Genomic DNA, 2,710 nt, shown 5'->3' with positions numbered 1-2,710 from the left:
CATACCCAATGCGTATTACGCAGTACGCGCTGCGTGATGACTCAGGCGGCAAAGGACTGCATAAAGGCGGAGATGGAATTGTTCGTGAATTTGAATTTCTTGAGCCGGCAACGGTGACCTTGCTGACTGAACGCCGAAACAATCCGCCCTGGGGTTTAAATGGTGGCGATGCAGCAAAAGAAGGTGTTAACCAGCTCAATGAAGAGGTGCTGGAAGCCAAACAAACTTTGCAGGTAAAAGCCAAAGATCGGCTGACCATCAGTACACCAGGGGGTGGTGGCTGGGGCAAGGAAAAATAATCAATAATACACCCAATAAAAGTAATTAGATGAGACTCTGACAATGTGCGGTATATGTGGCGAATTGCGTTTCGATAACGAGTCATCCCGACTCGATACCATTCATCGAATGATGGATAAACTGGCACGTCGTGGTCCTGATAATGCCGGCGACTATCAGAATGGCGTGCTGGCATTGGGTCATCGCCGGCTTTCAATTATTGACCTGTCAGAGCATGCCAATCAACCGATGGTCGATACTGAACTGGGATTGAGTATTGTGTTTAACGGCACAATCTACAATTATCCACAACTTCGTAAAGAGCTTATCGCCAAAGGCTATTCATTTTTTTCCCATGGTGATACCGAGGTCATTATTAAAGCTTACGCGGAATGGGGCGAGCGTTGCGTTGAACGTTTGCACGGCATGTTTGCGTTCGCTATCTGGGATCGAAAGCAGCAACAATTGTTCCTGGCGCGGGACCGTTTGGGTATAAAACCGCTTTACTATAGTCAAACCAACACCTGGTTTCGTTTTGCTTCCAATACCCAGGCTTTATTGGCTGCTGGTGATGTTGATACGGAAATTGATGCTATTGCATTGCATCATCAATTTACTTTACATGCAGTGATACCAGCGCCGCGCACAATATTGAAAGGTATTCGCAAGCTGGTACCCGGTAAAACTTTGACAGTGAAACCCAATGGAGAATCGGTATCACGAAGTTATTGGGAATTGCGCTCTACCCGTTCTGAGCAAACGCTAACGGAACAGGAATGGATTGATGCAATCCACGAAAAGTTAAAGCTGGCAGTTGAGAAACGCAAAGAGATTGCCGATGTGCCCGTCGGCGTCCTGTTATCGGGTGGGCTGGATTCCAGTTTACTGGTGGGTTTACTTGCCGAAGCCGGGGTAAAAGATCTGCGGACTTTTTCCATTGGTTTTGAAGACATCGGCGAGGAAAAGGGAAGTGAGTTTGAATTTTCCGACCAGGTTGTGGAAAAATTTAATACTCAACATCATAAAATTCATATTCCTAATACCGATGTGCTGAAAAGATTGCCAGAGGCCGTGCACAATATGGCGGAACCCATGTTTGGTCAGGATGCGGTAGCATTTTATTTATTGTCCGAGCAGGTATCCAAACAAATAAAAGTGGTGCAAAGCGGTCAGGGTGCGGATGAAGTGTTTGGTGGTTATTTCTGGTACCCATTAATGGAGCAGGCAGAAGGCGCTGATCTGGATCGCTTTGCACAAAACTATTTTGATCGCGATCACAATGAATACCTGGAAACTGTTGGTAGTGAATACCAGGGTGAAGACTATACCTCACAATACGTATCGCGACGCTTTGCCGATATGAAAGCAGACACTTTTTTAGATCGTGTATTCAACCTGGATGTCACCACCTTGATAGTCGACGATCCAGTAAAGCGCGTTGACAACATGACCATGGCCTGGGGACTGGAAGCCAGGGTGCCCTTTCTGGATCATGAGCTGGTAGAGTTGGCGGCGCAAATGCCACCGGAACTAAAATTAAAAGAAAACGGCAAGTATGTACTAAAACAAATATCCCGCGGTTTATTGCCTGATGCTGTGATCGATCGACCCAAGGGTTACTTTCCAATGCCGGCGCTCAAATATGTGCGCGGTAAGTTTTATAATTTTATGCAGGATATTCTGGATTCCGAGGCCTGTCGACATCGCGGTTTATACAACAGAGATTATGTCGAAAAACTGCTGGCAGAACCGGAGCAGCATTTTACCCGCATTCAGGGTAGTAAATTGTGGCACCTATCCCTCCTGGAATATTGGTTACAACTTAATTTGCCCTAAATTCTGGAGAGCTATTGAATAAATTCCCCTGCATACGAGATATTCAGCAGGCGCAGTTAAAATCCGACTTGTTTGCTAGGTTATTTCTGGTAGACTACTCAACTATCCAACGTAAAATGAATGGTTATTGCTTAATAACCACACGAAAGAAGAGGTTAAAGATCAATGGACGTTTTGGAACGAATTAATCAGCAAGTGAAAGAGAATCCTGTGGTGATTTTTATGAAAGGTACGCCCAGTATTCCTCAATGCGGTTTTTCCAGTCGAGCCGCTGAAGCACTGAAAGCCTGTGGACAGGAGTTCGCTTATGTGAATGTGCTGGCAGACATGGAAATCTTTGAAAATTTACCACGCTATGCTGATTGGCCGACATTTCCACAACTCTACATTAATGGTGAACTGGTTGGTGGCTGTGATATCACCCTGGAGTTGTATCAGCGCGGTGAATTGAAAAAAATGGTTGACGATGCGGTGACCTCAGAAAGCGCAAAGAGTTAGATAACGAACCAGAATATACTTTTTACAACCCTCCCTCAGCAACATTTGGTTGACAGGCTGCCACCCGGCAGCCTTTTTTATATTCGTTAATTTAGAT

At 45.4% G+C, this 2,710-nt stretch carries 3 protein-coding genes; all 3 read left to right on the top strand.

Annotation, left to right across the window (positions count from 1 at the left end; genetic code table 11):
- A partial coding sequence (locus ACWVCM_RS15915) for a hydantoinase B/oxoprolinase family protein (RefSeq protein ID WP_455202753.1) occupies positions 1–299 on the top strand: 299 nt, incomplete at its 5' end.
- A 43-nt stretch (positions 300–342) separates the two neighbouring features.
- Complete coding sequence (locus ACWVCM_RS15910; protein WP_455202752.1) at positions 343–2,115, top strand: N-acetylglutaminylglutamine amidotransferase; 1,773 nt, start codon at positions 343–345, stop codon at positions 2,113–2,115.
- Between the two features lie 165 nt (positions 2,116–2,280).
- Positions 2,281–2,613, top strand: a complete 333-nt coding sequence (gene grxD / locus ACWVCM_RS15905) for a Grx4 family monothiol glutaredoxin (protein ID WP_455202751.1) — start codon at positions 2,281–2,283, stop codon at positions 2,611–2,613.
- Positions 2,614–2,710: the final 97 nt, after the last annotated feature.

This window comes from Kaarinaea lacus (assembly GCF_975902315.1).
This window is presented reverse-complemented; position numbering and strand designations above follow the sequence as displayed.